The organism is Shewanella sp. AC34-MNA-CIBAN-0136, from assembly GCF_040309945.1.
Taxonomy (GTDB): domain Bacteria; phylum Pseudomonadota; class Gammaproteobacteria; order Enterobacterales; family Shewanellaceae; genus Shewanella.
Genome location: NZ_JBEOPJ010000031.1, coordinates 20,899 through 28,143 on the forward strand (window position 1 = coordinate 20,899; position 7,245 = coordinate 28,143).

Consider the following 7,245-nt stretch of genomic DNA (forward strand, 5'->3'; position numbering starts at 1 on the left):
CGCTAATTAATGTTCTAGCGAACGGAATTTTTCACGTAAATGGTTGCGCACGCTGATAGCGGTTAAATTAAGAGCAACAATTACAGATACTAATAAGAACGAAGTTGCGTACACCAATGGGCGTGCTGCTTCTACGTTAGGGCTTTGGAAGCCTACATCGTAAATATGGAAACCTAAGTGCATGAACTTACGTTCTAAATGCACAAACGGGAAGTTCATATCAATCGGTAATGTTGGGGCTAATTTTACTACACCCACTAACATCAACGGTGCCACTTCGCCGGCAGCACGTGCCACGGCTAAAATCAAACCAGTCATAATTGCTGGGCTTGCCATTGGAATCACAATGCGCCATAAGGTCTCGGCTTTAGTCGCGCCTAATGCCAAGCTGCCTTGACGCACAGCACTCGGAATTCGGCTTAAGCCTTCTTCGGTTGATACAATCACCACCGGCAAGGTTAAAATGGCTAAAGTTAATGCAGACCAAATCACCCCAGGAGAGCCAAATGTCGGTGCTGGTAACGCTTCAGGGAAGAACAATTGGTCAATTGAGCCGCCCATCATGTACACAAAGAAACCTAAACCAAACACACCATAAACAATTGACGGTACACCGGCTAAGTTAATCACCGCAATACGGATAAGCTTAGTAATAGGGCCTTTCTTGGCGTACTCGTGCAAGTAAATAGCAGCGACAACTCCAAATGGCGTCACAATAACGGCCATGAGCATCACCATAAATACCGTGCCAAAAATAGCGGGAAAAACACCACCTTCAGTATTGGCTTCACGCGGGTCATCACTCACAAAGCGACCTATTCCCACAAACCAGTGACCCACTTTACCTAGCAAACTCATGTGATTGACATAACTTACGTCTAAAATTGAGTCCAGTTGCAAGGTGACTTCAACACCGCGCATGTCTTTAATCACCACAGAATCACGCGCCGCTTTATCACGCAGGGCAAACAAGTCTTTTTCAAGCACTAAGTAGTCTTGGTTAAGCTGTTCAATTTGCGCCTTGATATCCGCTTTACGCTCAGCAGTTAACTCACCATCAAGCTCATAACCACGCTCTTTCAAACGTAGACGTTCCATTTGATAATTTATCGAGCCAATATCGCTTTTTTGCAACGCCAAGGCTTCGTCAGAAATTGCCACTGCGCGGTCGATATGGTCAAACAAAGACGCTTCTATGTCTGCTTCATTAGTTAACTCTAAACGTTTACCGTCTTCGATTACCGCAACAGGATAACCGTAAAAATTACCGTTTTTAGTTCGTTCAAGTTTAGCGACATCAGCAGGCATAGAGCGGCTAACGATATCGGTTCCTAAAATCCAACGAAAATCTAAACCAACAAACTCACGGTTACCAGTTTTTACCAAGTAACGAGTAACAAACTCACCAGGGTGTTTGGCAAATTTATGACCAGCTGAAATTAAGCGCTCTGTAGGCACCTCTTCACGGTCGTAAATCTCACCAATTAAGGTACTTTTAACACCATTGTTGTCTTCGAGTTGCCATTCATAAACATCAGCAGGCCAAAAGTAACTCAAGCCACGCCAAGCGATTAACAGTAATAAGCCTAAAACGGCAATCAAACTGATACTAACGGCACCACCGGTCATCCAAATCCACGGTGAACCTGATTTAAACCACTTACCCATTGCACAAACCTCTCAAGGCGATTAGCGAATTAATCATTAATTGAGTCATCATCTTTCCTTACAGTGAGCTATAACGTTCGCGTAAACGTTGGCGAACAACTTCAGCAATGGTATTAAAGAAGAAGGTGAACACGAACAATACAAAGGCAGCTAAGAACAATACGCGATAATGCGTACTGCCAATGGCCGACTCAGGCATTTCTACGGCAATGTTTGCCGCTAAGGTACGCATACCTTCAAATACACTCCACTCAAGGATTGCAGTATTACCGGTAGCCATTAACACAATCATGGTTTCACCCACTGCACGGCCTAAGCCCATCATGATAGCCGAGAAAATACCCGGACTGGCGGTAAGCAATACCACCTTGGTCAGGGTTTGCCAGTTTGTTGCACCCAGTGCCAAACTGCCGTTTGATAAATGACGTGGTACAGAGAAAATCGCATCTTCAGCAATCGAGAATATGGTTGGAATGACCGCAAATCCCATGGCAATACCCACAACCAGCGCATTACGTTGGTCGAATGTGATGCCTAAATCATTGGTAATAAATTGACGAGTATTGCCGTCAAATAACGCCACTTCAATTATTGGGCTGATTTCAAAGGAGAACCAACCAATAAATAGAATCACTGGCAATAGCATTAGTTCTTGATAGGTTTCTGGTAAGCGTTGCTTCCATTTTTCTGGCAATTTACTCCAAGCAAATGCAGTTGCAAGTATTGATGTGGGCAATAACATCAACAAGACCACAATGCCGGGCAAATGATCTTCAATCAGTGGCGCTAACCATAAACCAGCCAAGAAACCTAAAATAACCGTCGGTAATGCTTCCATGATTTCAATGGTAGGCTTTACTACATTACGCACTTTAGGTGTCATGAAGTAAGCGGTATAAATCGCCCCCGCAATCGCCAATGGCGCAGCGAATAGCATGGCGTAAAATGCCGCTTTCATGGTACCAAATGCCAGTGGCATTAAGCTCAACTTAGCTTCAAAGTCGTCAGAACCAGAAGTGGACTGCCACACATATTGTGGTTCAGGGTAACCTTCGTACCATACTTTTTCCCACAATGCGCTCCAGGATATTTCTGGATGATCATTTTCAACAGAGAAAAGGTTAAGTTTGTTATCGGCCTCAATCACCAAGGCGTTTGAACGCGGGCTGAAGCCCATTTTACCTGGGTTAGTTAACTGAAATTTCTCGTCGAATAACTGCCGTTCACTGGTTGTATAAAGCAGGGTTAATTCGCCATCTGCACTCAACACTGCAAAGCTTTTACGATAAAACTCTGTCGCCATTACACTGACTGGAGCAAGGTCATCAAACTCACGAATCTGCTGATATAAACGACCTTTTTCGCTATTAACTTGGAAGTACTGACTCACAATACCGCTGTCATAACTCACCAATATAGAGCTTGCTCCGGCAAGTAAATTTACTTGCTTAACTTCAGCATTCACTTTTTTAACATCGACAACTTGTAGTAACTCAATAGAGTCGGCATCGCGAGTGTTATAAATAAATAGTTTATTATTGGTACTCAAAATAAGCTGACGATGATCTGGAGTCATTATCGCTGATATAACATGATTAGGTGCATCATCAATAAACACTTCAACAGATGACCACTCAACTTCTTCAGTCATCATGTTTTCTTCGCCTTCTTGGCGATTAAGCTTCCAAGCACCATTGGCATTTTGGTAAGCAAAGCTCATGCGGCTGTCGCTAAAATCAAACACCAGATTATAAACAGCGCCCTCACTATTAATCGTTAATGGCGTTTCTCCCATCGGATAACGTAAAGTCGGCGTAATCAAGCGTTTATTGTCTGGGTAGGTTAGTCCAAACTCAATGCCGACAACAATCACTTGGCCGTTGCTCAGCCCTAATGCAAAACGTTGCTCACTTGGGCTCGATTTAGCACTGCTGGTGACCGTTGTGCCTTCAGGAATTTTTGGCTTAAAAGATGAAATCAATTCACCGCTCGCGGCTGAATAAAAGTCAACTACACCCGATTCGGTCACGCGATAGAGCACTTCGTTTTGTTCATCGCTGCCAACAGTTAAGGTTTTAACATCAGCATGTTGATAACTCACACTCGTAACAGGTTCTATATGTGCCCCATCAAAAATGGGCTTGATGACATACAGCAAATAGAAAAATATTAATAACAGGGTGACAAACACTAATGTGCCGCCAACGGTTACCCCAATCTCTGCTGCTTTATCCTTAAATGCTCTGCGGGTTGCATGTCTATCAACGAGTAGACTTTTTTCCGCAGAACCAGGTTTATTGACCTGACTTTCCATTAAGAACCTCTAATAATTAATCGATGCCATAATTAGCGCTTTGAATGTGTAGTCTACTATGCTAACAATAAATATTTATGACTAAATATATGAAAGTAAACAGCAGTAAAACAATAACACAATCTTAAGTGGCTGCGATTATATGACGTAAATATGACATTTGTGTTACAGACATTATTTATAGGAGAAATATCGAATGATGCGTTATCTTATTACTCTTCAAGCACCTGATAGAAAAGGCTTAGTAGAACAGATTGCCAATGTAGTAAGCCGCCATGGTGGCAACTGGCTAGACTCTGAAATGCGCCATATAGACGGTATTTTTGCAGCAATATTACAATTAGAAGTGCCTGCGCTAAAATGGGATGAGTTAATTGACGCCTTGGAATGCATTGACGGCTTAACCTTAACCTTCGCTAAAACAACCTTAAGTGCTAAACCGATTAAACATTTGCACTATAACTTAGTCGCATATGATCGCCCAGGGATTGTGTTGCATATATCTAATAAAATGAATGCCCTAGGCGTAAATATAGAACAATTTAGTAGCCAATATGAAACCGCCAGTCACACGGGCATTGCATTATTTAGAGCTACTATGGCATTAGGATTAACCGATCCGAGCCAAGAAGAGCAAATTACAGCATCACTGTATGAAATGGGTGATGATGTTGTATTAGATAAACTGAGTAAATCAGCATAAGTTAATTTAGACATTGAAAACCAATTAAGTCTAAAATCCGTTTTGATCCTCTGTTAAACTGCCACGAAATAATGATGATAAAAATGGATTAACCATGTTTGGAACGCTATCAAAACTGAAAACCCACCTCAATGATAACCATGAGGTGGAATATCATTTACCTGTTGGTGAAGCGCGTTTGGCGCTTAACCCGCTTATTGGTAAGTCATTAACCATGACTCATACAGGTAATATTTTTTGCAGCAACTGCGGTAAAAAGACCAAGAAAAGTTATTCTCAAGGTCACTGCTACGTATGCATGACAAAACTGGCCAGTTGCGACTTGTGTATAATGAAACCAGAAACATGCCATTTTGATCAAGGCACTTGCCGCGAACCTGAATGGGGCATATTAAATTGCTTTGTGCCCCACTACGTGTATTTATCGAATACATCAGGGATTAAAGTCGGCATTACTCGCCATACTCAAATCCCAACCCGTTGGATAGACCAAGGGGCGACTCAGGGCTTACCGATTTTTAAAGTGTCGACGCGTAAAATGTCGGGCTTAATCGAAATTGAATTAGCTAAATTCATTAACGACAAAACCCATTGGCAAGCTATGCTAAAAGGCCATAATGATGATGTCGATTTGGTTGAACAAGCAGCCCAACTTATTCCGCTAATTGAAGATAAACTGCAAGCGCTCGCAGTCGAATACCAAGACATTGTTATTGAACGCCTTGATGCCAACATTCAAGCGATTAGCTACCCAATTACGCAGTTTCCGGTGAAAGTTAAATCACACAACTTTGATAAAATTGCTGAAGTCACTGGTATTTTGCAAGGCATAAAAGGTCAATACCTTATTTTTGATACTGGGGTAATTAATATTCGTAAGTTTTCATCTTATGAAGTAGACGTTAGTTATTAAACTATCTAGCGATTAACTTGCTAATGACTTGTAACTTAATCGCTAAAAACCGTCTACATGCCGAAATAACGACTTCAAAGGTAAAATTTGAACTTGTTAAGTAAAAATGACCAACCAGAATTACACTTAGTAACTAATAATTTATTTGATAAATATCAAACCGTTAACAGTAAAACGAGTGTTTTTTTAGTCTTGAAATGACAAATTTAACCAAGCGTTAAAAAAATCATTATGGTGAATCACTCATTTCCCCTAGAATTCGATTTATAAAAATATCTTATTAATTCACTACAGAGACCCTTTCATGGAGTTAGTATTCGCCATTGCTTTATTTGCTTTTTCTGCCGGTATTACTCCTGGCCCTAACAACATTATGCTAATGACCTCTGGGGTTAATTTTGGTATTAAGCGCAGTATTCCGCACTTAATGGGTATTAGCTTGGGTTTTCCGACCATGATATTAGCGGTCGGGCTTGGGTTAAGTGCAATATTTCAAGCTTATCCTTTTATTCATATTGTGATTAAAGTGATTGGTATTAGTTACCTACTTTATCTGTCATGGTTAATTGCCAATAGCAGCAGTAAAATGGAAGGTAAAAAAGTAAGCAAACCGTTTAGCTTTTTACAAGCGGCAGCATTTCAATGGGTAAATCCAAAGGGATGGATTATGGCGGTAGGTGCCATTGCTACATTTACCTCAGTACAACAAGAGATCAATAGCCAAGTCGTGACCATTGCCAGCGTATTTTTATGCGTGGCATTTCCGTGTGCGATTGTCTGGTTAGGGTTTGGCGTGGCACTTAAACGTTTACTTAAAAATGAGCGTCAGCAACGTATTTTTAATATCACAATGGCTTTATTATTAGTGGCATCGATCATTCCAATGATGTTACCGCCAACAACCCACTAATCAATTTTTTAGCGTTAAAAGGTTAACTAATGGAACAACATGAATGTCTTACTCATACTGAAAATTGGGTAAAAGATGTCATTATGAAATACAACATTTGTCCGTTTGCCCGTCGAGAAGTCGAACGCGCTAGCATTCGTTATGTTGCCATTGAAGAAACTAAAACAAAGTCTGTGTTAAAGGCGCTAATTGAAGAGTGCCAATACTTAGATAATCATCCTGAAACTGAAACCACGCTGTTTATTTTGCCGCGAGGTTTTGAAGGTTTTTACCCTTATTTAGATTTAGTCGATTACGCTACCGATGAGTTAATTGAGCAAGGCTATGAAGGTGTTTATCAATTAGCGACCTTTCATCCGGACTATTGTTTTGAAGGTGAACCACAAGACAGTGCGGCTAATTTTACCAATCGCTCCCCCTACCCTTGTTTGCATATTATCCGTGAAGCCAGCATGGAAATGGCATTAGCCAACTATACTGATCCTGAATCCATTCCTGAGCGAAATATAGCTTTTGCGGAACGTAAAGGCAGCGATTTCTTTGTCCAATTACTGCAGCATTGCACCAAATGAGTTGAGAAAGATAACCGGCGGTAAAGAGCGGTATCAAGCGCTGACTAGCGATGACAAGCGATTAACAGCCTAGAGACTAGGGCGGACTTCGTCCTGCTAGACGCTGCGCGGCTATAAGAGCGGACAATAGTTGGCTCCGTGGTGTAGCAAAAAACCTTCAGACTT

At 41.3% G+C, this 7,245-nt stretch carries 6 protein-coding genes; 4 read left to right on the forward strand and 2 right to left on the reverse strand.

Going from position 1 to position 7,245, the window contains the following annotated elements; translation table 11 throughout:
• Window positions 1–6: 6 nt before the first annotated feature.
• A complete protein-coding gene (gene pstA / locus AAEY94_RS20240) occupies window positions 7–1,668 on the reverse strand; it encodes a phosphate ABC transporter permease PstA (protein WP_162023451.1) in 1,662 nt (553 codons plus the stop codon).
• 58 nt (window positions 1,669–1,726) lie between these two features.
• Window positions 1,727–3,982: an ABC transporter permease subunit gene (locus AAEY94_RS20245; RefSeq protein ID WP_101086705.1), complete on the reverse strand. Its 2,256-nt coding sequence runs from the start codon at window positions 3,980–3,982 to the stop codon at window positions 1,727–1,729.
• A 196-nt stretch (window positions 3,983–4,178) separates the two neighbouring features.
• Between AAEY94_RS20245 and AAEY94_RS20250 the strand changes: the two genes are divergently transcribed.
• The 4 genes from AAEY94_RS20250 (at window position 4,179) to AAEY94_RS20265 (ending at window position 7,080) form a co-directional block, all read left to right on the forward strand.
• Window positions 4,179–4,685, forward strand: coding sequence for a glycine cleavage system transcriptional repressor (locus AAEY94_RS20250; RefSeq protein WP_011636830.1), 507 nt, complete (start codon window positions 4,179–4,181; stop codon window positions 4,683–4,685).
• Window positions 4,686–4,779: 94 nt separating this feature from the next.
• A complete protein-coding gene (locus tag AAEY94_RS20255; RefSeq protein ID WP_350979853.1) occupies window positions 4,780–5,598 on the forward strand; it encodes a DUF2797 domain-containing protein in 819 nt (272 codons plus the stop codon).
• A gap of 304 nt (window positions 5,599–5,902) precedes the next feature.
• Window positions 5,903–6,508 carry a LysE family translocator gene (locus AAEY94_RS20260; RefSeq protein WP_350979855.1) on the forward strand — a complete coding sequence of 202 codons (606 nt, stop codon included), beginning with the start codon at window positions 5,903–5,905 and terminating at the stop codon, window positions 6,506–6,508.
• Window positions 6,509–6,537: 29 nt separating this feature from the next.
• On the forward strand, window positions 6,538–7,080 hold the full coding sequence (locus AAEY94_RS20265; protein WP_101086702.1) for a DUF1415 domain-containing protein: 543 nt from the start codon (window positions 6,538–6,540) through the stop codon (window positions 7,078–7,080).
• Window positions 7,081–7,245 lie beyond the last annotated feature (165 nt).